This is a genomic window from Mycoplana rhizolycopersici, assembly GCF_013378445.1.
Lineage (GTDB): Bacteria > Pseudomonadota > Alphaproteobacteria > Rhizobiales > Rhizobiaceae > Mycoplana > Mycoplana rhizolycopersici.
The window spans coordinates 182,428-204,673 of the sequence record NZ_JABXYK010000005.1 but is presented as its reverse complement, the minus strand read 5'-3'; the positions used below and the strand labels follow the sequence as shown (position 1 = coordinate 204,673).

Here is a 22,246-nt window from a genome sequence, read left to right as displayed (position 1 = left end):
GATCAGGCGGCGGCCTTCAGTTCCTTGTCGATCATGGCGCGCAGGGCGCCGAGGTCCTTGGCGAAGGCGCGGATGCCTTCGGAGAGCTTTTCGGTCGCCATCGCGTCTTCATTCAGCATCCAGCGGAAGGTCTTTTCATCGACCTTGACCGGCGCGACATGGCCGGCGGTTTCCGGCGACAGCTTGCGCTCCAGCTTGCCTTCGGCCGCGTCGAGCTCTTCCAGGAGCTGCGGGCTGATGGTCAGGCGGTCGCAACCGGCCAGGGCCTCGATCTCGCCGGTGTTGCGGAAGGAGGCGCCCATGACGATCGTATTGATGCCGTTCGACTTGTAGTAGTCGTAGATGGCGCGGACGGAAAGCACGCCCGGATCCTCTTCGGCCGTGAAGGTCTTGCCGCTGGCCTTGACGTGCCAGTCGAGGATGCGGCCGACGAAGGGCGAGATCAGGAAGGCGCCGGCATCGGCGCAGGCGATCGCCTGGGCCTTGTTGAAGAGCAGCGTCAGGTTGCAGTCGATGCCTTCCTTCTGCAGCACTTCGGCGGCGCGGATGCCTTCCCACGTGGAGGCGAGCTTGATGAGGATGCGCTCGCGGCCGATGCCGCGCGCCTCATAGGCCTTGATGATGCCGTGGGCCTTCTCGATGGAGGCTGCGGTGTCGAAGGACAGATCCGCATCGACTTCCGTGGAAACGCGGCCGGGAACGAGTTCGGAAAGGGCTGCGCCGACGGAGATCGCCAGGCGATCGGCAACGGCTGCGATCACCGCCTCGCGGTTTCCGCCCTGCGACTGGCCCCAGCGCACGGCCTCGGCTACGGCGTCGGCGAACATCGGCGTGCCGAGTGCCTTCAGCACGATCGTGGGGTTCGTCGTGCAGTCGACAGGCTTCAGGCGGCGCACGGCCTCGATGTCGCCCGTGTCGGCCACGACGGTCGTCATCGCACGCAATTGTTCAAGCTTTGAAGTCATGTTCGATATCCCGTTCCGTGGCGTTCAGTTTCGCGCCATGCGTCTTAGAGGCTGTTGTTGAATTGCATGCCGGCACGGCGTCGCGGGCTTCCTTTACCGTTTCGCCGTGTCCGTGCATGCAACAGCCGCCGGAGCGTCGCCGCTCCGTGGATGCTGCGCGACTATCATCGTGCGACGCCGCTGCTGTCAAGCACTTTTGCTTGTCTAGATAAACATATGTCGCATTGATTGTGTTCCGTGCTAAGAGAGACGGGGCTGAACGTTGCAGCATGACAAGGGGGCAGGGCACTTGGTGAAATTGAGGCGTGACACGCACAAGGCCTATTCCGAAAGCGCGTCCCTGCGCCTTCGCGCGGCTTGGCTCTACTACAACCAGCGCATGACGCAGAAGGATGTCGCCGAAAAGCTCGGCGTCGGCCGCACCACGGTGATCCGCATGCTGGACGAAGCCCTCAAGCGCGGCGAGGTACAGATCTGGATCGACGAAAGCGTCGGCGATTGCGTCGAACTGGCGACGCGACTGGAGAAGGCCTACGGGCTCGACGAGGCGATCGTGGTCCCCTCGGCCGAAACGGCGGAAGGGACGGCGAAAGGCGTGGGGCTGGCGCTCGGCCAGTTCCTGACGGAAGTGATCCCCGACGACTGCACGATCGGGGTTGGCTGGGGCCGGACGCTGACGGCCTCCCTTGCAAGCTTTCGCCCCGTCCGGCGCGAGCGGGTCAAGGTCGTCTCGCTTTTGGGCGGCATCGTCCAGGCGCACCACATCAATCCGATCGAATACAGCTGGCGCATCGCAAGCCAGCTTGGCGCCGAATGCTATCTCTTCCTGGCGCCCCTGATCGTCGACAGCCGTGAGACCAAGCGCAACCTGATCGACAAATGCGGGCTGAAGCCGCTCTACGACCTCGCCGAGAACATGGACATCGCGGTCGTCAGCTGCGGCGATATCGGGCCTCAATCGACCTCGCTGTCGCGCGGGTTCCTGTCGCCGACAGTCCTGAAGGAGCTGGTGGCGGCCGGCTGCGTCTGCGACACGATGTGTAACTTCCTCGATGCCGAAGGGCGCACGATTGATCATCCCATTCGCGACCAGGTGATGTCGATCGATCTCGACACGGTGAAGAAGGCCAATCACATCGTGCTCGTCTCCGGTGGGGCACACCGGGCGCCGGCGATCCGCGCCACCATCCGACGGGTCGGCTGCAATACGCTGATCACCGACGAGGGCGCTGCAGCGGCGATGCTGCAGCTTGTGGAGGCGCAGGCGGCCTGAGGTCTTTGTTCTTGCGCATGTCGTTGACGCAAAGCCGCTGCACACTTTTGCGCGACCCTAGATGAGCCTCAAAAGGGCCGCGCGCGAAATGGCGGCGGTGATGTTGCGGGTGCCGAGTTTCTCGATCGCCTGCATCAGCGCACAGCTCACACGCACAAGCGGCAGGTCGGTTTCGATCACGATCTGGTCTGCCGTCTTTCCTTCAGCGGCAAGCGAAAGGCAGCGTAGCTCGATGGGCGATAGGTCGGGCGGCGCCAGCGTGCGATGGCGTGCGAATCGGGGGTCGGCGGTGGACATGGGCGGCGGTGATAAAGTGGTCGCGCGCTTTCGACCACCCGAACGTGCTGAAATACTTTATTAAACCTTAGTGAAATGGTAGGTGGCCGAAGCCTGCCGCCGACCGATGCGGCTGGATTTCCAGCACCTCCGGCGCCTCCTTATCGCTTGCGCGAAGCGTGTTCCAAATTGGGGCGACGTGCGTTTCGCCGGGGTCGACGGCCGTTGGCGGCGGCGACTGCACTTTTCAGGCATGGTTGCGGGCGGCATGTTCTTGGCGCTATGGGAGGGGAAACAGGCACGGAGAACCGCGTGACGCTCAACGTGACGCCCAAAGAGAAGAAGGCGCAGCTGCGCAACGAGAAGCTTGCGCTGCGAGACGCCATGACGACGCAGGCCCGTATCGAAGGAAGCCTCGCCATGGCCGATCATGCCGGCGAAGTGATCGCCTTCGAGCCGGGCGCCGTCATTTCCGGCTTCTGGCCGATTCGTTCCGAGGCCGACATTCGTCCGCTGATGGCGAGGCTTGCCGAGCGCGGCGCCCGCCTCAGCCTGCCGGTGGTGCTGGATCGGGAAACGATCGTCTTTCGCGAGCTCGTGCGCGGGGCGCCGATGGTGAAGACGGGATTCGGCACGACCGGGCCGGGTCCGGAAGCCGAATTGCTCGATCCCGATATCCTGCTCGTTCCGCTTTCGGCCTTCGACGGGAACGGCCACCGGATCGGCTATGGCGCCGGACATTACGACCGTGCCATCGACCGGTTGCGCGCAAAGGGGCTGACGCCGCGACTGATCGGTGTCGCCTTTGCCTGCCAGGAGGTGGCGGAGGTGCCCTTCGAGCCGCATGACGTGGCGCTCGACGCGGTTCTGACGGAAGACGGCTTTCGCATATTCAACGAACAAGGTGGACAGGGCTGATGCGGCTTCTCTTTCTGGGCGACATGGTGGGCAAGAGCGGGCGGACCGCCGTCTGGGAACGGCTGCCCGGCCTGATCTCGGACCTCAAGCTCGACTTCGTGATCGTCAACGGAGAAAATGCGGCCGGCGGCTTCGGCATCACCGAGGACATCTTTCAGGAAACGATCAATGCCGGTGCCGACGTGGTCACCACCGGCAACCACGTGTGGGACCAGAAGGAGGCCGTCACGTTTGCCGGCCGCCACGACCAGTTCCTGCGTCCGGCGAACTATCCGGCGGGCACGCCCGGCAAGGGGGCCAACCTGTTCTTCGCCCGCAACGGTGCACGCGTTCTGGTGGCCAACATCATGGGCCGCGTGTTCATGCACCCCGAACTGGACGACCCCTTCAAGGCCGGCGAGGCGATCCTTGCGTCCTGCCCGCTCGGCGAGCAGGCCGATGCGATCGTTTTCGATTTTCATGCCGAGGCGACGAGCGAGAAGCAGTGCTTCGGCCACTTCGTCGATGGCCGCGCCAGCCTCGTCGTCGGCACGCACACGCATGTGCCGACCGCCGACTGCCAGATCCTCAACAGCGGCACCGCCTACATGTCGGATGCGGGGATGTGCGGCGACTATGACAGTTCGCTCGGCATGGACAAGGAAGAACCGCTGAACCGCTTCATCTCGAAGATGCCGAAGGGCCGGTTCGAAGCGGCGAACGGCCCGGCGACCATCTGCGGCGTCGGAGTGGAAATCTCCGACCGCACCGGTCTTGCCGAGAAGGTTGCGCCGCTCAGGCTTGGGCCCCGGCTTGCGGAGACAATTCCGTCCTTCTGGAACTGAACAAGCATGAGGGTGGCGGAATGGTTCCCGCCACCTCCTTCATGTTGTTAGCTCAGCCACTGGCGCCGGATCTCTCCTGGCGTGTCGCCGAAAACCACGTGGGCGCGTACGCCCACGTCCGGCTCTTCGTCCGGATTGAAGTTCGCCTTGGCGATCTCCCAGCCAAACTTGAGCGTGCTTCCCGTTGAGGCCCAGATGGCGGCATCATCCAGCCGGAGCGCCAGCATAGTTAGCATCGGGTCCTGCTTGCCGTGGTCGAACCAGGCTTCGACGACGGAGTTCCAGTATTCGTCTATCTTCACCGGGTTCCTTTCCACCGTCGCCCGGCCGACGAGGCAGGCGTGGTAGTCGTGGTCCTTGCCGACGACGCAGAAATGCGCCCTGGCGCCCACGCCGATCGCTTCCACCAGATCGGTGTCGGTCTTCGTGTAGAACCAGATGGTGGCCGCCTCCCGGTCCAGATGAGGGGCCATGGGCTGCATGTGCATGCGGTCGTTCTCCAGCCCCAGCATGCCGGCATGGATCCGGTCGATTTCGTCGAACAGCTGCTTTTTCGGGTTGACACGGGCTTCTGCGAGGCTTGGCATCGCATTGCTCTCCTTTTGCCGTTACGGTTCGTGCGAAGACAACGTCCCCCTTGTCCCATTGTTCCGGCCGACGCTGCCTGGGCGGTGACGGCATTGTGAACGACGCGCGCGTGGCGAGGGTCGACCAGAGGGAAAACGACGGGCATAGTTCGCCCGGTCGATGGTCGGAGCCGCAAAGATGCATGCCCGGGTCGTTCTGTTTGTCCTTTCGCTATCTGGTTTCGCCGTGCTGGCACCGCGAATATCCGCTGCCCAGGAAGCGGAGTTGCCCGTCAGCCAGTGCCAGATGATCGCGCAGGCCCTGCCGCAGGTCACGTTCGCCAGCTTCTCCGGGTCGGACGTCAAGATGGCCGAGGTGCCGGCCGAAGGGACGGTGAGGATCACCTATCTCGGCCATTCGACCTTCTTCCTGGAGACGCCGGGCGGCATCAGGATCGCGACCGACTACAATGGCTGGTACAAGCCGCCTTCGCTTCCCACCGTCGTGACGATGAACAAGGCGCATTCCAGCCACTACACGCTGACACCCGATCCCGACATCGCGCACGTGCTGCACGGATGGCGGGACGACGGCGAGCCGGCCGACCATGATGTCGTGGCCGGCGATGCCTATATCCGGAACGTTCCGACTGACATTCGCAGCTTCACAGGCGCTATGGAGGCGAACGGCAATTCGATCTTCATTTTCGAAGTGGCCGGCCTGTGCATCGGCCACCTCGGCCACCTGCACCACGAACTGACGGAAAAGCAGTATGCGGAGATCGGCCGTCTCGATGTGCTGATGGTGCCGGTGGACGGCGGGCTTACGATGGGCGCGGAGAGCATGAGCGTCGTGGTGGAGCGACTGCGGTCGGCCCTGATCCTGCCGATGCACAGGCGCGGCCCGCCGATCGACCGTTTCCTGTCGATGTTCGGCGAGGGGTTCGACGTTTCCTTTGCCGACGATGCAAAAATCGACGTCTCGATCCGTACGCTGCCGAAACGGCCGACGATCGTCGTGCTGCGCGGCGTGTGAGGCCCATCGTCAGAGGATTTCGTCGTCCCTGCTGGACGGCGCGCTTCATAAAAACTATAAGGCGGCCATTTCCTACATCGGAGCTACCGGCCGGACTGGACGCGGATAGGTTCGCTCCCGAACAGAAAACTGCGCGCGGCCTTGCTCAAGGATGCAGTCGCTGGCGCATCAAACAAGTGCAGGGGTGCCATGGCAGGCCATTCACAGTTCAAGAACATCATGCATCGCAAGGGGCGCCAGGATGCAGTGCGCTCGAAAATGTTCTCCAAGCTCGCACGCGAGATCACCGTCGCCGCGAAGGCCGGCATGCCGGATCCGACGATGAATCCGCGCCTGCGTCTGGCGATCCAGAACGCCAAGGCGCAGTCGATGCCGAAGGACAACATCGAGCGGGCGATCAAGAAGGCTTCCGGCGGCGACGCGGAGAACTACGAGGAAGTCCGCTACGAGGGCTACGGCCCGGCAGGCGTGGCCGTCATCGTCGAGGCGCTGACCGACAACCGCAACCGTACGGCATCTTCCGTCCGATCGACCTTCACCAAGGCGGGCGGCGCGCTTGGCGAAACCGGCTCGGTTTCCTTCTCGTTCGACCGCGTCGGTGAGATCACCTACAAGCTGTCGGCCGGCGACGCCGATACCGTGATGGAAGCGGCGATCGAAGCAGGCGCCGATGATGTCGAGACCGACGACGAGGTCCACACGATCTATTGCGCCTTCGAGAGCATCGGCGAGGTCTCCAAGGCCCTGGAGGCGACGCTCGGCGAAGCCGAGACCGTCAAGGCGATCTGGAAGGCCCAGAACACCGTGCCGGTCGACGAGGAGAAGGCGCAGTCGCTGATGAAGCTCATCGACACCCTGGAAGACGACGACGACGTGCAGAACGTCTATTCGAACTTCGAAGTCTCCGACGAAGTCATGGCGAAGCTTTCGGCCTGATGACCGGCGTCTTTCGGCGGGCTTTGATTGCCCGCCGACGGCTAATGCATTTTTGACGGGGCTGCCACGGCGGCCCCTTCTTTGTCTGCCGGAACGGGCGACTTGTCGCCGCCGCGAATGCGAATTATGGTCGCTGTTCGGTGATCGCGCACGGGGGTGCTGCGTGGATCTTATGAAGTTTCTGAAATCGCTGGACGAACTGCTTTACGAGATTGTCTCGTGGCTGGTGTTCTATCCGGTGACGATGTGGCGATCGATCCGCCATCCCAAGGCGATGATGCGATATGCGGACAGCGAACTCATCGACGACCCGCCGGAGCAATATACGGAGACGCTGAGTCCGCCGCTCTTCTTGCTCCTCAGCCTCTTCATAGCCCATGGCAGTGAGATGATGCTTGCAAGATGGGAGGCGACATGGATCAGGCCAACGATGTTGGCGAGTGATTCCAACCTGCTCATCTTCCGGGCAATTCTGTTCAGCCTCTTTCCGCTCCTGATGTCGGTCCGGTTGCTGCGTCGCCGCAAGATCGCCATCGACCGCGAGACGCTGCGAGCACCGTTCTACAGTCAGTGCTACGTCGCCGCGCCCTTTGCGCTTGGCGTCAGCGTTGCAGGACAGATCGGAAGGATCGATACGGCCGCGACTGCGATGGCAGGACCGGCACTCATCGCGGCGGTCGTTGTCTGGTATCTCGCGGTCGAGACCCGCTGGTTCAAGGCGGATCTCGGGATGCCGACCGGGCGGGCCTTCGTCACCGTCCTCGTGACGTTTCTGGAAGGCCTCGCCCTGATGCTGCTTGCGGCCGTGGCTATCGTCTACGGAACGGCATGACCCGAGGCGCCGCTTCCGGCTGATGCGGCCCCTGCAAGTGTCCTTTGGGCTTCTGCAAAAAGCCGGACAGATTTCAGCCGCGCCTCCATGTGGTAGACGGGCATGGAGATGATGAGCTCGTCGGCCTTGGTGGTTTCGAGGAAACCGGCGATCTGGTCGCGAATGGTGTCCGGCCCCCCGACCACGGCGTATTGAAGCGTGTGATCGACCATGATCTTCTCCGTCTCGCTCCAGAGACCGTCCATGCTTTCGACGGGTGGCGGGAACACCGTCGGTGCGCCGCGCCGCAGTGTCACGAAGGACTGCTGCATGGACGTGAAGAGATGTTGTGCCTCGGCATCCGTATCGGCGGCAACGCCCATGACGCCGACCATGACATGCGGCTTGTCGAGATATTGGGACGGGGTGAAGCGTTCGCGGTAGATCTCGAGTGCCGACAGCAGCATGTCGGGCGCGAAATGGGATGCGAAGGCAAACGGCAGGCCGAGCATGCCAGCGAGATGGGCGGAGTAGTGGCTGGAGCCCAGCAGCCATACGGGAACGTTGCTGTCCGCGCCCGGCACGGCGACGATCTGCTGGCCGGGCTGGACCGGGCCCATCAGCGCCATCAGGTCGACCACGTCCTGGGGAAAGTTGTTGGCGGAGGTCTCGAGATTGCGGCGCAGGGCCCGCGCGGTATTCATGTCGGTGCCCGGCGCGCGGCCGAGCCCGAGATCGATGCGCCCGGGAAAGAGTGCCTCGAGCGTGCCGAACTGCTCGGCGATGACGAGGGGCGAGTGGTTGGGCAGCATGATGCCGCCGGAACCGACGCGGATCGTCTCCGTGCCCGCGGCAACATGCTGGATCACCAGAGCGGTGGCCGCGCTCGCGATGCCGCGCATGCCGTGGTGCTCGGCGAGCCAGAAGCGCTGGTAGCCTTCCTTTTCCGCCTCCTGCGCCAACTGTCGCGAATTGGCCAGCGACTGGGCGACGGTGCCGCCTTCGATGACGGGGGAAAGATCGAGGATGGAAAAGGGCGCCATGACGGACCTCAGTATGAGCGAATCTGAATGTCGTTCCATGTAGGTTCAATTTCTTGAAATCCAAGAACCGATCGATACGGAAGCCGGGTGATTGTGGATGTTTTGCTTTTGTTCACATTTCACTGGCAGGTTCGCGTCGTCGGCAATAGGATTTCGCAATGCAAGGCACGATTCGCATCATCGGCATCGATCCGGGGCTTCGCCGCACGGGCTGGGGCGTCATCGAGACGCTCGGAAACTCGCTGCGCTTCGTGGCTTCGGGTACGGTCACCTCGGACGGCGAGATGGACCTCGCCTCGCGGCTCTGCCAGTTACATGACGGGCTCGCCGACGTCGTCCACTCCTATCAGCCCGACGAAGCAGCGGTGGAGCAGACCTTCGTCAACAAGGATGCGACGGCGACGTTGAAGCTCGGCCAGGCCCGCGGGATCGCCATGCTGGTGCCGGCGCGGGCCGGGCTCAAGGTGGCCGAATATGCGCCGAACGCGGTCAAGAAGGCGGTGATCGGCGTCGGCCACGGCGAGAAGCAGCAGATCCATCTGATGCTGAAGGTCCTGATGCCGAAGGCGGAATTCAAGGGCAACGACGCCGCCGATGCGCTGGCGATCGCCATCTGCCATGCGCATAACCGCCAGAGCCTGAAAGGACGGATCGCGGCACTTGCGGGATAGGTTTGTTCTTGACTTGTTCTGATGGTTGGAATATTCCTTACATTGTAAGGAGCAAGGTGCCATGCGCGTCACGTCCAAGGGGCAGGTAACGATACCGCGCGACATGCGCGAACTCGTCGGCATCAAGCCGAACAGCGAGGTTGTGTTTGCTATCGAAGGAGGCAAGCTGACGATCGTCCCGAAGGATGGAAAGCGAGAGGCGGAAGAGCGTGCGCGGCTTGATCGATTCTTGAGCGCACTTCGGCGTCTGGAGGGGACCGGCGATCAGGCACTCGATGCCGAGGCGCTCGCCCGCATCACGAGGGATCGCGACTGATGGCGACGCTGGTCGATACCAACGTGCTGGTGGATCTCGCCGTCCGTGATCCCGACTGGCGCGACTGGTCGCTGGGGCAATTGCTTGCTGCCGGTCGGCGCGGCAGCGTCGTCATAAACCAGATCATCTATTCGGAGTTCTCCTTTCGCTACGACAAGCCCGAAGAGGTGGAGGCGCTTCTTCCCGAGCCGGAGTTCATGCGCGAAGGGCTCCCATGGTCGGCTGCCTTTGCTGCAGCGCAGGCGTTCCGTGTCTATCGCGCCAACGGCGGCCGAAGGGATAAGGTCCTGCCGGATTTCCTGATCGGCGCACACGCAGTGGTGCGCGGACACACCATCCTGACCCGCGATCCCGCCGGTTACCGCGCATACTTTCCTACCGTCGAGCTGATTTGCCCGGAGACCCATCCATGACCAGGAAGACCCCATGATCGGTAAGCTGAAGGGCACCATCGACGAGATCGGCGAGGATCACGTGGTCCTCGACGTGCACGGGGTCGGCTATGTCGCCTTCTGCTCGGCGCGGACGCTGTCGAAGCTGGGCTCGGCAGGCGAGGCGGCCGTGCTCTTCATCGAAACTTACGTGCGCGAAGACCAGTTGAAGCTGTTTGGCTTCCTTTCGGCACTGGAGCGCGAGTGGTTCCGCCTGCTGCAGAGCGTGCAGGGGGTGGGCTCGAAGGTGGCGCTGGCGGTGCTGTCAACGCTGACGCCGGGCGAACTCGCCAACGCGATCGCGCTGCAGGACAAGACGTCCGTCTCGCGCGCCCCGGGTGTCGGCCCGAAGGTCGCGGTTCGGATCGTCACGGAACTGAAGAACAAGGCGCCGGCCTTTGCCGGCGAGGCTGCGGGCGCGATCGGGCTGAAACAGGAGATCGGCGAGGGCGTGGCCTCGGCACCGGTGGCCGATGCCGTCTCTGCGCTCACCAATCTCGGCTATTCACGTGACCAGGCGGCGAACGCCGTCGCCGCGGCGCTCAAGAACGGCGGGGAGGGTGCCGACAGCGCCAAGCTGATCCGGCTGGGCCTGAAGGAGCTGGCACGGTGATTCCTTGTTTCCTACAGGATTCCTTACTAAGATTGAGAAAGTAAGGAGAGGGCTATGGGCGTTTACGACAGTACACTGACCTCGAAGGGCCAGACGACAATTCCGGCCGAAATCCGCGAGGCGCTGAACCTCAAGCCGGGCGACAAGATCCGCTACGTCATGAGCGGCGACCGGGTCTATCTGCGGGTGAAGAACGGGCGCCTGGCAGACCTTGCCGGTTTCCTCGGGCGGCCGCCAAACGCTGAGGGCGTAAGCACCGAGGAGATCGACGACGCGATCATGGACGCGGTTGCGGAAGACGATGAACGGATCGTCCGCGAATGGCGCGACGGTTCAAAATGATTGGTGTGGACACGAATGTGTTGCTGCGTTTTCTTGTCGATGACGACGCGGAACAGAATGACGTTGCACGGCGGTTTTTGTCGGAGCGTACCGAGGAGGATCCGGTTTATCTGAGTGCTTCGGTTCTTGCGGAGACGGTCTGGGTGCTGAGACGGAGGCTGGGTTACCCGCAGCCGCAAATAACGGAGATGCTCTGCCATCTTCTGGAGTCGGCCGAAGTGGTCGTCGAGTACGGTGAGGAATTGGAGACCACGCTTCTGATGGAAGGTGCGGCCATTTCCGATCTCGCTGATTACCTCGCCGCCTGGGCGGCCCTGAAGGTTGGTTGCCGCAAGGTTGTAACTTTTGATCGCAAGGCAGCGAAGGCGATCCCCGGAATGGAACTTCTCTCATGACCGATGCCGCCCGACTGATTAACCCGGAGAAGCGCGGCGAGGACGTGGATGCCGCGTTGCGGCCGCAGACGCTGGATGACTTCACCGGCCAGGCGGAAGCGCGCGCCAACCTGAAGATCTTCATCGAGGCGGCCAAGAACCGTGGCGAGGCGCTGGACCATGTCCTGTTCGTCGGTCCGCCCGGTCTCGGCAAGACGACGCTGGCGCAGATCATGGCGAAGGAACTGGGGGTCAACTTCCGCTCGACCTCCGGCCCAGTCATCGCCAAGGCCGGCGATCTCGCAGCCCTTCTGACCAATCTGGAAGAGCGCGACGTGCTCTTCATCGACGAGATCCACCGGCTCAACCCGGCCGTCGAAGAAATTCTCTATCCGGCGATGGAGGATTTCCAGCTCGACCTGATCATCGGCGAGGGGCCGGCGGCGCGCTCGGTCAAGATCGACCTATCGAAGTTCACGCTGGTCGCGGCCACCACGCGTCTCGGGCTTTTGACGACGCCGCTGCGGGACCGGTTCGGCATTCCGGTGCGGCTCAATTTCTATACCGTCGAGGAGCTGGAATCGATCGTGCGCCGCGGCGCGCGGCTGATGGGCCTCGGCATGACCGACGAGGGCGCCCGCGAGATCGCGCGCCGGGCGCGCGGGACGCCGCGCATCGCCGGCCGGCTCCTGCGGCGCGTGCGCGACTTTGCCGAGGTCGCACGCGCCGAAGCGGTGACCCGGGAGATCGCCGACGAGGCTCTGACGCGACTTCTGGTCGACAAGATGGGGCTCGACCAGCTCGACCGGCGCTATCTTTCTATGATCGCGCATAATTTCGGCGGCGGGCCGGTCGGCATCGAGACGATCGCAGCCGGTCTGTCGGAGCCGCGCGACGCGATCGAGGACATCATCGAGCCCTACATGATCCAGCAGGGGTTTATCCAGCGCACGCCGCGCGGCCGGGTGCTGACGGCCAATGCGTGGAAGCATCTGGGCTTGCAGCCGCCCAAGGACCTGGAGGCGTCGCAGTTCCGGCTGTTTTCCGAAGACGACTGATACGTAGTTCCAGACTGATACGTAGTTCCAGAATGTGACCTCCGGTTCCGGTTGCCGGCACGCCGGAAGACTATTTTCTTGAAGGCTACTGGCGACGGCCTCGGTGCGGATGTGTATCGGCGATGGACTGTCCGAGGGCATGATCGTGGTCTGAAGTGGTTGGCAGCGTTCTCGCGACAGGCTCTAAGCCTTGAGCGCCAACGTCGCGACCGTCGCCGCAAGCCTCTCCATTCCGCCCGGACGCCAGCCGAGCATACGGATCCTGTCCGTTGCCATCGAACTGAAGGCTGCGCGATCTGCGGGTGCCGGCAGCGGATGCGGACAGTTCAGCGCCGCCTGCGCCGGTGACAGGATGTCGCGGGTATCGACGAGAACGTCCGAAACGTTGAAGACCTCGCCGTTGACGCGCATCGGGTCGGCCTCCAGCATCAGCCGGACTGCAGACGCAACGTCGTCGCCATGAACTTCCGTACCGACGCGGTCGGGAACGGGCATGCCGGCCAGATAGTCGTTGAAAAGGGCCTGCCATTTGTGCGGCCGGCCCGGGCCTGCCGGCCCATAAACACCCGTCACTCGCAGGCTGGCGGTGATGAAGTTGTGCGAACAGAGCGCCTGCAGGCTGCGTTCGCCGTCGAGCTTCATCCGGCCGTAAAGCGTATCCGGTCTTGCCTGCATGTCCTCGGCGAGCGGAAGGCCCGGTGCCTGGGGGCCATAGACGGCGCGGCTGGAGAGGAACACGCAGCGGCGAACGCCCGCGTCCTTTGCCGCTTCGAAGAGACGCACCGAGCCGTCCAGGTTGGCGCGGCGAAAGCCATGCGGGTCATCGCCTTCGCCGCCGCGATATTTTCCGGGCACGTGCGCGAAGGCGGCGTGGACGAAGTAGTAGATGTTTTCGAAAGCGTCGATCTGGTCGCTATCGGGATCGAGATGGAGGGGGACGAAGGCAACGTCGCGGCTGAAGAAGCCGGCCGGTGGCGGCGTGCGTCCGCCGACTGTGACCTTGTATCCGCTGGCAAGCAGGTGCTCGACGATGAAGCGGCCGACATAGCCGGCGCCGCCCGAGACGAGGACCCGTGTCATCCGCCGACCTGCCCGGCCGGTTGGTGCAGGTGGGAAGGGGCGGTTGGATCGGGCAGGCTGTCGAGGTCGGGGAGTGCGTCTCCATCATGGAAGGCATGCCACAGCTTGATCAACGGCATCAGCGCCTCCGTCTTCGGATGATTCGCTTCCCACGGCTTTTCATATTGGTAGTGCAGGACATGGATGCTCTGCCAGTTCCAAAGTTCCGGCATGGTGAACCAGACATACTGGAGCATGTTCATGAACACCGGCAGGCCGTGCCATTCCGGGAAGAAGGCCTGCAGGAACGTCTGGTCCGTGCGCGGCCAGAAGGCGTCGGGCCGGTCGAGGTGCTGGAGCATGGCGGAAAACGTCGCCACAGAAGGGCGGGCGACGAACACGCCGGAATTCAGGCGGTGGAAATCGCGCAGGCTTTCGTAGACATTGGGTGCTGCGGAGAATTCGGGGTAGGCGAACAGCCTGTCGATATTGCGCAGCACGATCGCATCGGCGTCGATGAAGATGCAGCTCTCGTATTCGACGAGTTGCCAGAGCCGAAGCTTGACGAAGTTGTCGAGCGGGGTGTGAAAGTCGGGCTTGCGGCCCTTGGTGAACGGTGCCGTGCCGTGCAGCGCGCGCCGGGCATGGCGCGCGTTGAACGCGTCCGAAAGCGGCAGCAGGTCAGCCTCGATGAGGCGCGCGCCCAGCGTTGTTAGCATCTCGCGGCTCGCGCCGCCCAGCGCCGGCGTATGCAGGACGACGATGTCCGCCGTCGTTTTGGTGATGCGCAGCGAGCGGATCAGGGCGACGGCACCCTTGCCGTAGTCTTCATTGGTGACAAGCGTCACATAGGCGCGCGTGCTTCCTGCGGTGTCATGCCGTTGGATGCCATGCTGCGCGCTCTTGTCTTCCGTCATGATACCGATTTCAGTCTCCGGCCTTCGGGGTCGTGGTTCACGGTGGCCGCGATGTCCCGGGTCCAGGCGGAAACCGCCGGCACGCGCGAACGATCTACACGGTAGGCGAATTTCTTCGCCACATCCACGATTTCGCCCAGCAGCCCATCGGCGAGCCGGATCGGCTCGAGGCCGAGCTCGCGGAACTTCGCATTTTCCACGACGAGGTCGTTCTCCGCCGCTTCCTTGCGCGGGTTCGGCAGCCAGGCGATTTCGCTGCCCGTCAGCCCGGCCACGAGTTGGGCGAGGTCGCGTACGCGATGAGTCTCGGTCATCTGGTTGAAGATTTCGACGCGCGCGCCGCGGGCGGGAGGATTGGAAAGCGCTATCTCGATGCAGCGCACCGAATCCTGGATGTGGATGAAGGCGCGGGTCTGGCCGCCGGTTCCGTGAACGGTCAGCGGATGGCCGATCGCCGCCTGAATGAGGAAGCGGTTCAGGACCGTGCCGTAGTCGCCGTCATAGTCGAAGCGGTTGACGAGCTGCGGATGCAGGCGCGTCTCGCGCGTATGCGTGCCCCAGACGATGCCCTGGTGCAGATCGGTGATCCGCATGCCATCGTTTTTGGCGTAGAACTGGAACAGCAACTGATCGAGGCACTTCGTCATGTGATAGATGGAGCCGGGATTGGCGGGATAGAGAATTTCCTGGCTGACCGTTTCTCCGGCCATCGTCTCCACGCCGACCGGCAGATAGCCTTCGGGGATGGCCGCGCCGACGGTGGAATAGCCGTATACGCCCATGGTTCCCAGGTGGACCAGATGCGCGTCGATGCCGGTTTCCACGAGCGCGTTCAAAAGGTTATGCGTCGCGTTGACGTTGTTGTTGACGGTGTAGTTCTTGTGGCGGTCGCTCTTCATCGAGTAGGGGGCGGCGCGCTGTTCGGCGAAGTGGATGACGGCGTCGGGCCGCTCTTCGCGCAGCCAGCTTTTCAGAAGCTCGTAGTCGCGGGCCAGATCGATCAGGTGGAAGTGGATGCGGCGGCCGGTGAGGGCGTGCCAGACGCGGGTGCGTTCCTGGATCGAATCCATCGGCGTTAACGATTGGACGCCGAGTTCCGTATCGATCCAGCGGCGCGAGAGATTGTCGAGGATGTGGATCTCATGGCCTGCATTTGACAGATGAAGCGCCGTTGGCCAGCCGACAAAACCATCTCCGCCCAGTACCGCAATCTTCATCGCTGATGCCATGGAATTTCCCCTCTGCGTTGAGACCGGTCCCCTCATAGTGACCGAATGTGACAGGAGTACAATTCTTGATTTTGTCGTCCGGTTCCTTCACAGAGAACGAAAATCGGCCGGCATCGGACCGCAGACATCGGATAGTTGAATGACGACCTTGGACCATGCGCTTTCGGGCGAACTGACCGCGGACGGCCACAGGCTGATACAGCGCGTCTACTACGAGGACACCGACTTTTCCGGTTTCGTCTATCACGCACGCTATCTGCAATTCATGGAGCGGGCCCGCACCGACTATCTGCGCTGCCTCGGTGTCGAGCAGGGATCGCTTGCGATCGAGGGCGATACGGAAGGCCTGATGTTCGTCGTCCATCGCATGGAAATCGACTTCAAGGCACCGGCGAAGATGGACGACATCGTCACCATCCTGACGCGGACGGAAAAGGCGGGCGGTGCCAAGATGGTGCTGCAGCAGGAAGTGCGGCGCGGCGAGCAGATCCTCATAGCCGCCAAGGTGGTCATTGCCGTCGTCAACGCCAAAGGCCGTCCGCGCCGGTTGCCGGACGGGCTGGCGCAGCAGTTCCTGCAACGGGCGGCGGAGCCGGCAAGCTGAACCGGGCGCCTTCGTTTGGCTTCTGCGACGGGCGTTCAAAGAAGCTGCCGGGCGCCAAAGATGTTCAGCCGGTAATACTCCCTTAACCATAATGATGTCTTACTGAACGCACTGGATTTTGTGCGCTGCACGTCATCCTTTAACCAAAATTGACGGCAAGAAGGCAGTTGAAAGCGTTGGATCGGCGTGGCAGCCGGCAACATCAACCGGACATTCTTGAAGAGCTCGGGAAACCGCTGCGGACGAAAACGGGCGCAGGTACCCAGGCTTTGCGAAACGTCGGCCCCGGCAGACCCGTAAGGGTTCTGATGCCGGTCCGGCAAAGGGATGAAGACCCGGTGCGATGGCCAGAAGCCCGTGCCGGGTGTTTGGATTCGGGGACGGAAGTCTATGGAACAGGTAGGTTTGGCAGCAGCATCGACGGACGTGAGCCTCTGGTCGCTGTTCATGCAGGCCGGCTTCGTCGTGAAGCTGGTCATGATCGGGTTGATCGCGGCATCGGTCTGGACCTGGGCGATCGTCGTCGACAAGACGCTCGCCTTCGGCAAGGCCCGCCGGCAGCTCGACAGCTTCGAGCAGGTGTTCTGGTCCGGGCAGTCGCTCGAGGAACTCTACCGCACCCTGTCAGACCGGCAGACCACCGGCATGAGCGCCATGTTCGTTGCTGCGATGCGCGAGTGGAAGAAGAGTTTCGAGCGCGGCGCGCGTTCGCCGATCGGCCTGCAGATGCGTATCGACCGGGCCATGGACGTGACGCTGGCGCGCGAATCCGAAGCACTCGAAGCCCGCCTCGGTTCGCTCGCGACGATCGGCTCGGCCGGTCCCTTCATCGGCCTTTTCGGTACCGTCGTCGGTATCATGACCTCGTTCCAGGCGATTGCCGGTTCGAAGTCGACGAATCTCGCCGTCGTGGCGCCGGGTATCGCCGAGGCGCTGCTGGCGACGGCGATCGGCCTTCTGGCGGCTATCCCCGCCGTTATCGCCTATAACAAGTTCACGGCCGATGCCGGCAAGCTGACCGCACGCATGGAAGGCTTTGCCGACGAGTTCTCCGCCATCCTTTCGCGCCAGATCGACGAGAAGCTGCAGCCGCGTCAGGCGGCGCAGTAACCGGCCCCGGCCTTTAGCAGGAGATCTATCCATGGGCATGTCAGTCGGTGGAGCAAAGGGCGGCGGCGGACGCCGCAGCCGCGGTCGTCGCAAGGCGGTGATGAGCGAGATCAACGTCACGCCGTTCGTCGACGTCATGCTCGTGCTCCTCATCATTTTCATGGTGGCCGCGCCGATGATGACGGTCGGCGTGCCGCTCGACCTGCCGAAGACCTCGGCCAAGGCGCTGAACGCCGAGACGCAGCCGATCACCATTTCGGTGAAGGCGGACGGCGCGGTGTTCCTGCAGGAAACGGCGATCCCGGCCGAAGAGATCGCGGCCAAGCTCGAGGCGGTCGCCACGACCGGCTATACCGAGCGGATCTTCGTTCGAGGTGATGGCGCAGCACCCTATGGCGTGATCGCCGACGTCATGTCGCGCATCCAGTCGGCGGGCTTCACCAATATCGGCCTCGTCACAGAGCAGAAACCGGACAACTGAAGACCGCGATGAAGGGCAGCCTCGCCACATCCGCCGCCTTGCACGTACTGGTGCTCACCTGGGCACTGGTCTCGATCGGCAGCCCGGAAAGCTTCGACGTAGCCGACGTCGAGGCGATGCCGGTCGACATCGTGCCGATCGAGGAACTGACGCAGATCCAGCAGGGCGACAAGAAGGCCCCGATGGCCGAAAAGTCCGCGCCGGTGCCGACCAAGCGCCAGGACGTGGTCGAGAACGCTGAAAACGCAGGTGACAACGACATCGACCTGAAGACGCCGCCGACGCCGGACAAGAAGCCGCAAAGCACGGAGACGGCCGCAGCGCCGCCGAAGGCCGACAAGCCGGTGCCGACGCCCGAGCCGGCCGAGGAGCCGGTGGAAGAGGTCCAGAAGACCGAGCCCGCGACAACGCCGGCGACCGAGGTCGCAGCCGAAGCCGAGCCGAAGCAGGACGTGAAGCCGGACGCCAAGCCGGAGGAAAAGCCGACCGAGGAAGCGCCCGCCGAGGTGGCCGAGGCCGAAGCCCTGCCGGAGACGGGACCGGTTCCCGAGGTCAAGCCGAAGCCCGCCCAGGCGCAGACGGCCAAGACCGAGGACCGCAAGAACGAGGAAAAGAAGAAGGAGCAGAAGAAGTCGGCTTCCGCCAAGGAAAGCGACTTCAACGCCGATGAGGTGGCTGCGCTTCTGAACAAGACGGAAAGCAAGGGCGGCGGCGCCAAGCGCTCGACCGAGACAGCCGCGCTCGGCGGCAAGAAGACGACGGGCGGTTCCAAGCTCTCGATGAGCGAGATGGATGCGCTGCGCGGCCTGATCCAGAACAACTGGTCGATCATCCCCGGCATGGCGGATGCGACCGAGGTCCGTATCAGGGTTTCGATGCAGCTCGATCAGGATGGCAATATCGTCGGCGAGCCGGACGTGGTTGCCACAGGCGGTTCCGAGGCGGCACGTCGTGCGCTTGCCGGCGGTGCACGCCGGGCGATCCTGAAGTCCGCGCCGTTCGACAAGCTGCCCAAGGACAAATACGACGCTTGGAGCGAAGTCGTGGTGAACTTCGATCCGAGCGAGATGATGTGATGCCAGGTGGCATAAACTAGGAAGGCCTAGAACGCATGCTGAGACGCACTTTTCTTCATTCCGCAGCCGGCCTGACGGGCCTGGCGGCGACCGTGTCGCCGGCCATGGCGCTCGTCGAGATCAACATCAACAAGGGCAACGTCGAGCCGCTGCCGATCGCCGTGACCGATTTCGTCGCCGGCGGGGACCTCGGCCAGCGCATCACCGACGTGATCGCGGCCGACCTCAAGCGCTCCGGGCTGTTCGCGCCCGTCAACAAGCAGGCCTTCATCGAGAAGATCAGCAACCCCGACCAGCCGCCGCGCTTCGAGGACTGGAAGGTCATCAATGCGCAGGCGCTTGTCACCGGCCGCGTCTCGCAGGAAGGCGACGGCCGTCTTCGTGCCGAGTTCCGCCTGTGGGATACCTTTGCCGGCCAGCAGATGACCGGCCAGCAGTTCTACACCCAGCCGGAAAACTGGCGTCGTGTCGCCCACATCATCGCCGATGCGATCTATGAGCGCATCACCGGCGAGAAGGGCTATTTCGACACCCGCGTCGTCTATGTCGCCGAAAGCGGCCCGAAGAACGCCCGCAAGCGCCAGCTCGCCATCATGGACCAGGACGGCGCCAATGCGCGGGCGCTGACCAACTCCAACGAGATCGTGCTGACGCCGCGGTTTTCGCCGAGCCGGCAGGAAATCACCTACATGTCCTTCGAGGGACAGCAGCCGCGCGTCTACCTGCTTCAGCTTGAGACGGGCCAGCGCGAGGTCGTCGGCAATTTCCCCGGCATGACGTTTGCGCCGCGCTTCTCGCCGGACGGCCAGCGGGTCATCATGAGCCTGCAGCAGGACGGCAACGCCAACATCTACACGATGGACCTGCGCTCGCGCACGACCACCCGCCTGACTTCGACGGCGGCGATCGACACTGGCCCGTCCTATTCGCCGGATGGCGCGCGGATCGTGTTCGAAAGCGATCGCGGCGGCCGGCAGCAGCTTTACGTCATGGGCGCCGACGGTTCGGGGCAGAACCGCATCTCGTTTGGCGACGGTTCCTATTCGACGCCGGTCTGGTCGCCGCGCGGCGACCTGATCGCGTTTACCAAACAGTCGGGCGGCAAGTTCTCCATCGGCGTGATGAAGCCGGACGGTTCGGGCGAGCGCATCCTGACGACGGGTTTCCACAACGAGGGCCCGACCTGGGCGCCGAACGGCCGCGTGCTGATGTTCTTCCGCCAGCCGGCAGGCGCCGGCGGCCCGCAGCTCTTCTCGATCGACCTCACCGGCTACAACGAGCAGCAGATCCAGACCGCCGGTTATGCGTCCGACCCCGCATGGTCGCCGCTGCTCGAGTAATCGGGTCTGCATTGTAACCAGCTGCAACCAATTGTGACGTCGCCGCCGCTTTCTCGCCTCAAAGTCCGTTAAATCAGGGCCGTAAGGCGAGGGATTCGGCGGCGTTCGTCATTCTGAGGCGGACGACAGGGGGTATTTGCGTAATCGTTTGTTAACCATGATCGTTGAATGCCGATTAACCGCGTGCGGTTACAGTCTGGCAACCCTGATTGAAACCCAAGCCCTGTTGAACTGATGCTAAGGAGACCGGCTCATGAGCCGCACTGAAGTCCCGGCCGCTGGCCGCATGCAGACCCTCGCCCGCAACCCCGCGATCATCGCCCTGTTCATGGGCCTGGCGCTCGCAGGTTGTGCCAACAAGAAGAACATGCCCAACAGCGCAGGCGAACTTGGCCTGAACAATGCGACCCCGGGCTCGACGCAGGACTTCACCGTCAACGTCGGCGACCGCATCTTCTTCGACACCGACTCGACGTCGATCCGCGCCGATGCGGCCGCGACCCTCGACAAGCAGGCGCAGTGGCTGCAGAAGTATCCGAACTATGCGATCACGATCGAAGGCCATGCCGACGAGCGCGGCACGCGCGAATACAACCTCGCGCTCGGCGCGCGCCGTGCCGCTTCGACCAAGCAGTACCTTTCGAGCCGTGGCATCCCGGCCAGCCGCATGAAGACGATTTCCTACGGCAAGGAAAAGCCGGTTGCCGTCTGCGACGACATTTCGTGCTGGTCGCAGAACCGCCGTGCTGTCACCGTCCTCGGTGGTGCGGGCATGTAATCAGGCCGGCAGCCTCGCTGTCGATCCGCAGGGCCCGCCGGAGATGGCGGGCCTTTTGCGTTTTTCCGGCCGGTCTGCGGGAAATGAGACATTGCCCTTGCGGGCGCGGTTTTTTATCACACTTTGGCCGAACTCCGTTGCTTTTTGAAAGCATATGGAAAAACCTGCGGCAGCGCACCAATGCGCGAAATTGGACCAACAGGACAAGCAAGGATGAAGAAAATCTTCGCGGCAAGCCTTATCGGCTTGGCAGCCCTCGCAGGGCCGGTGAGCGCGCTGCACGCGTCTCCACTCTCGGCGCTGGCAAACCATTTTTCGCCTGGCGGCGGCAAGGGGGACAAGAACATCGTACTGGCGCAGTCCGATGACTCGCTCATGCGCATCGGCCAGCTCGAGGAGCAGATCCGCTCGCTGAACGGCCGGATCGAGGAAATGAGCTTCCAACTGCTGCAGATGCAGGAGCAGCTTCGCAAGACCCAGGAAGACAACGAATACCGCTTCCAGGATCTCGAAAGCGGCAAGGGCACGGGCAAGAGCGGCGCGCTGCAGAAGCCGCTCGGCCAGGACGGACAGAACAGCCAGACGGCGGCAAACCAGCTCCCGGCGGATACATCCGCCGCGGGCACCTCCGACACTGCGGCTGCGGACAACGTGGGCAAGCAGGAGACGACGCTCGGCTCGATCCGCTTCGACGAGAAGGGCAACCAGATCGGCGCTGACATGAACGAGAGCGCCTCGATCGGAAGCGGTGCCGCCCCCGACCTCGACGCCAGCCTGCCGTCGGCAAGCGGCACGGCCGCAAGCGGGCTCGACAGGCCGGACGACATCTACAACGCCGCCTACGGACACGTGCTGCAGGGCGACTATCAGGAGGCCGAGAACGGCTTTCGCGACTATCTCGACATCTTTCCCGAAGGCGACAAGGCCGCCGATGCCAGCTTCTGGCTTGGCGAAGCGCAATACTCGCAGGGCAATTTCAACGATGCCGCGAAGACGTTCCTGAACGCCCACCAGACCTATGGCAAGTCTAAGAAGGCGCCGGAAATGCTGCTCAAGCTCGGCATGTCGCTCGCCGCGCTCGACAACCGCGACACTGCATGCGCGACGCTGCGCGAAGTCGGCAAGCGCTATCCCAACGCGTCCAAGGCCGTGAAGGCCAAGGTTTCCAGCGAACAGAGCCGCCTGGCCTGCTGAACCGC

General features: G+C 63.4%; 27 protein-coding genes. 20 read left to right on the top strand and 7 right to left on the bottom strand.

From position 1 onward, the window contains the following. Positions 1-2: 2 nt before the first annotated feature. On the bottom strand, positions 3-965 hold the full coding sequence (gene tal / locus HV823_RS10300) for a transaldolase (protein ID WP_176949630.1): 963 nt from the start codon (positions 963-965) through the stop codon (positions 3-5). Between the two features lie 289 nt (positions 966-1,254). Here tal and HV823_RS10295 point away from each other — a divergent pair, with 289 nt between their 5' ends. After that, positions 1,255-2,238: a sugar-binding transcriptional regulator gene (locus HV823_RS10295; RefSeq protein WP_176949629.1), complete on the top strand. Its 984-nt coding sequence runs from the start codon at positions 1,255-1,257 to the stop codon at positions 2,236-2,238. A gap of 57 nt (positions 2,239-2,295) precedes the next feature. Here the strand turns inward: HV823_RS10295 and HV823_RS10290 are convergent, their stop codons facing one another. Continuing rightward, entirely contained in the window at positions 2,296-2,535 is a 240-nt protein-coding gene (locus HV823_RS10290) for a helix-turn-helix domain-containing protein (protein ID WP_176949628.1), read from the bottom strand. Positions 2,536-2,838: 303 nt separating this feature from the next. Between HV823_RS10290 and HV823_RS10285 the strand changes: the two genes are divergently transcribed. Continuing rightward, entirely contained in the window at positions 2,839-3,432 is a 594-nt protein-coding gene (locus HV823_RS10285; RefSeq protein WP_176949756.1) for a 5-formyltetrahydrofolate cyclo-ligase, read from the top strand. Then, positions 3,432-4,256: a TIGR00282 family metallophosphoesterase gene (locus HV823_RS10280; protein WP_176949627.1), complete on the top strand. Its 825-nt coding sequence runs from the start codon at positions 3,432-3,434 to the stop codon at positions 4,254-4,256. The genes HV823_RS10285 and HV823_RS10280 overlap by 1 nt, the downstream gene beginning before the upstream one ends. Positions 4,257-4,303: 47 nt before the next feature. Here HV823_RS10280 and HV823_RS10275 read toward each other — a convergent pair whose 3' ends face one another. Further along, entirely contained in the window at positions 4,304-4,843 is a 540-nt protein-coding gene (locus HV823_RS10275) for a pyridoxamine 5'-phosphate oxidase family protein (protein WP_176949626.1), read from the bottom strand. A gap of 178 nt (positions 4,844-5,021) precedes the next feature. Between HV823_RS10275 and HV823_RS10270 the strand changes: the two genes are divergently transcribed. From HV823_RS10270 to HV823_RS10260, 3 genes are all read left to right on the top strand, one after another. Then, entirely contained in the window at positions 5,022-5,858 is an 837-nt protein-coding gene (locus HV823_RS10270; protein ID WP_176949625.1) for an MBL fold metallo-hydrolase, read from the top strand. Between the two features lie 189 nt (positions 5,859-6,047). Beyond that, positions 6,048-6,794 (top strand): YebC/PmpR family DNA-binding transcriptional regulator, encoded by a 747-nt coding sequence (locus HV823_RS10265; protein ID WP_176949624.1) that lies wholly within the window; start codon positions 6,048-6,050, stop codon positions 6,792-6,794. A gap of 163 nt (positions 6,795-6,957) precedes the next feature. Continuing rightward, positions 6,958-7,626, top strand: coding sequence for a hypothetical protein (locus tag HV823_RS10260; protein WP_176949623.1), 669 nt, complete (start codon positions 6,958-6,960; stop codon positions 7,624-7,626). Here HV823_RS10260 and HV823_RS10255 read toward each other — a convergent pair. After that, complete coding sequence (locus tag HV823_RS10255) at positions 7,611-8,648, bottom strand: LLM class flavin-dependent oxidoreductase (RefSeq protein WP_176949622.1); 1,038 nt, start codon at positions 8,646-8,648, stop codon at positions 7,611-7,613. The genes HV823_RS10260 and HV823_RS10255 overlap by 16 nt on opposite strands. 158 nt (positions 8,649-8,806) lie before the next feature. Between HV823_RS10255 and ruvC the strand changes: the two genes are divergently transcribed. From ruvC to ruvB, 7 genes are all read left to right on the top strand, one after another. After that, the gene (ruvC, locus tag HV823_RS10250; RefSeq protein WP_176949621.1) at positions 8,807-9,319 is read left to right on the top strand and encodes a crossover junction endodeoxyribonuclease RuvC; all 513 of its coding nucleotides are present in this window, start codon (positions 8,807-8,809) and stop codon (positions 9,317-9,319) included. A 61-nt stretch (positions 9,320-9,380) separates the two neighbouring features. Next, positions 9,381-9,635 (top strand): AbrB/MazE/SpoVT family DNA-binding domain-containing protein, encoded by a 255-nt coding sequence (locus HV823_RS10245; RefSeq protein WP_176949620.1) that lies wholly within the window; start codon positions 9,381-9,383, stop codon positions 9,633-9,635. Next, positions 9,635-10,048 carry a type II toxin-antitoxin system VapC family toxin gene (locus HV823_RS10240; protein WP_176949619.1) on the top strand — a complete coding sequence of 138 codons (414 nt, stop codon included), beginning with the start codon at positions 9,635-9,637 and terminating at the stop codon, positions 10,046-10,048. The genes HV823_RS10245 and HV823_RS10240 overlap by 1 nt, the downstream gene beginning before the upstream one ends. 13 nt (positions 10,049-10,061) lie before the next feature. Further along, positions 10,062-10,679 carry a Holliday junction branch migration protein RuvA gene (gene ruvA, locus HV823_RS10235; RefSeq protein WP_176949618.1) on the top strand — a complete coding sequence of 206 codons (618 nt, stop codon included), beginning with the start codon at positions 10,062-10,064 and terminating at the stop codon, positions 10,677-10,679. A gap of 54 nt (positions 10,680-10,733) precedes the next feature. Next, positions 10,734-11,021 carry an AbrB/MazE/SpoVT family DNA-binding domain-containing protein gene (locus tag HV823_RS10230; protein ID WP_176949617.1) on the top strand — a complete coding sequence of 96 codons (288 nt, stop codon included), beginning with the start codon at positions 10,734-10,736 and terminating at the stop codon, positions 11,019-11,021. Continuing rightward, on the top strand, positions 11,000-11,416 hold the full coding sequence (locus HV823_RS10225) for a type II toxin-antitoxin system VapC family toxin (RefSeq protein ID WP_176949616.1): 417 nt from the start codon (positions 11,000-11,002) through the stop codon (positions 11,414-11,416). The genes HV823_RS10230 and HV823_RS10225 overlap by 22 nt, the downstream gene beginning before the upstream one ends. After that, positions 11,413-12,453: a Holliday junction branch migration DNA helicase RuvB gene (gene ruvB / locus HV823_RS10220; RefSeq protein ID WP_176949615.1), complete on the top strand. Its 1,041-nt coding sequence runs from the start codon at positions 11,413-11,415 to the stop codon at positions 12,451-12,453. Before HV823_RS10225 ends, ruvB begins: the two co-directional genes overlap by 4 nt. A 183-nt stretch (positions 12,454-12,636) precedes the next feature. Here ruvB and HV823_RS10215 read toward each other — a convergent pair whose 3' ends face one another. The 3 genes from HV823_RS10215 to HV823_RS10205 are packed head-to-tail and all read right to left on the bottom strand — an operon-like array spanning position 12,637 to position 15,646. Then, positions 12,637-13,533: an NAD-dependent epimerase/dehydratase family protein gene (locus HV823_RS10215; RefSeq protein ID WP_176949614.1), complete on the bottom strand. Its 897-nt coding sequence runs from the start codon at positions 13,531-13,533 to the stop codon at positions 12,637-12,639. Next, entirely contained in the window at positions 13,530-14,429 is a 900-nt protein-coding gene (locus HV823_RS10210) for a glycosyltransferase (protein WP_176949613.1), read from the bottom strand. Before HV823_RS10210 ends, HV823_RS10215 begins: the two co-directional genes overlap by 4 nt. Then, positions 14,426-15,646: an NAD-dependent epimerase/dehydratase family protein gene (locus HV823_RS10205; protein ID WP_176949755.1), complete on the bottom strand. Its 1,221-nt coding sequence runs from the start codon at positions 15,644-15,646 to the stop codon at positions 14,426-14,428. The genes HV823_RS10210 and HV823_RS10205 overlap by 4 nt, the downstream gene beginning before the upstream one ends. Positions 15,647-15,797: 151 nt before the next feature. Here HV823_RS10205 and ybgC point away from each other — a divergent pair, with 151 nt between their 5' ends. The 7 genes from ybgC to ybgF all read left to right on the top strand — a co-directional run bounded on the left by ybgC (position 15,798) and on the right by ybgF (position 22,241). Next, positions 15,798-16,262, top strand: a complete 465-nt coding sequence (gene ybgC, locus HV823_RS10200; protein WP_176949612.1) for a tol-pal system-associated acyl-CoA thioesterase — start codon at positions 15,798-15,800, stop codon at positions 16,260-16,262. Between the two features lie 390 nt (positions 16,263-16,652). Beyond that, complete coding sequence (tolQ, locus tag HV823_RS10195; RefSeq protein ID WP_176949611.1) at positions 16,653-17,372, top strand: protein TolQ; 720 nt, start codon at positions 16,653-16,655, stop codon at positions 17,370-17,372. 31 nt (positions 17,373-17,403) lie between these two features. After that, positions 17,404-17,853, top strand: a complete 450-nt coding sequence (tolR, locus tag HV823_RS10190; RefSeq protein ID WP_176949610.1) for a protein TolR — start codon at positions 17,404-17,406, stop codon at positions 17,851-17,853. An 8-nt stretch (positions 17,854-17,861) separates the two neighbouring features. Further along, the gene (locus HV823_RS10185; RefSeq protein WP_176949609.1) at positions 17,862-18,929 is read left to right on the top strand and encodes a cell envelope integrity TolA family protein; all 1,068 of its coding nucleotides are present in this window, start codon (positions 17,862-17,864) and stop codon (positions 18,927-18,929) included. 35 nt (positions 18,930-18,964) lie between these two features. Beyond that, positions 18,965-20,269: a Tol-Pal system beta propeller repeat protein TolB gene (gene tolB, locus HV823_RS10180; protein ID WP_176949608.1), complete on the top strand. Its 1,305-nt coding sequence runs from the start codon at positions 18,965-18,967 to the stop codon at positions 20,267-20,269. 253 nt (positions 20,270-20,522) lie between these two features. Beyond that, complete coding sequence (pal, locus tag HV823_RS10175; protein ID WP_176949607.1) at positions 20,523-21,047, top strand: peptidoglycan-associated lipoprotein Pal; 525 nt, start codon at positions 20,523-20,525, stop codon at positions 21,045-21,047. A gap of 213 nt (positions 21,048-21,260) precedes the next feature. After that, on the top strand, positions 21,261-22,241 hold the full coding sequence (gene ybgF / locus HV823_RS10170) for a tol-pal system protein YbgF (protein ID WP_176949606.1): 981 nt from the start codon (positions 21,261-21,263) through the stop codon (positions 22,239-22,241). Positions 22,242-22,246 lie beyond the last annotated feature (5 nt).